Here is a 253-nt window from a genome sequence, read left to right as displayed (position 1 = left end):
ACGGTATCCCGAGCAAGATCATCACTGATAATGGTTCAAATTTTAATAACAAGATGATGAGAGAACTTTGTGAAGAGTTCAAGATCGAACATCATAATTCTTCTCCTTACAGACCGAAGATGAATGGAGTTGTTGAAGCTGCTAACAAGAACATCAAGAAGATTGTCCAGAAGATGGTAGTAACTTATAAGGATTGGCATGAAATGCTTCCGTTTGCTTTACACGGGTACCGTACTTCAGTTCGAACTTCAAC

The 253-nt window shown here is 38.7% G+C and carries 1 protein-coding gene; it reads left to right on the top strand.

Translation table 11 applies throughout. The features are described from left to right. Positions 1 to 53 precede the first annotated feature (53 nt). The coding region (locus tag QCD70_RS19065) for a hypothetical protein (RefSeq protein WP_301219212.1) at positions 54 to 253 on the top strand (200 nt) is incomplete at its 3' end.

It is taken from the genome of Agreia sp. PsM10 (assembly GCF_030433855.1).
In the GTDB taxonomy this organism is placed as follows: domain Bacteria; phylum Actinomycetota; class Actinomycetes; order Actinomycetales; family Microbacteriaceae; genus Agreia.
This window is presented reverse-complemented; position numbering and strand designations above follow the sequence as displayed.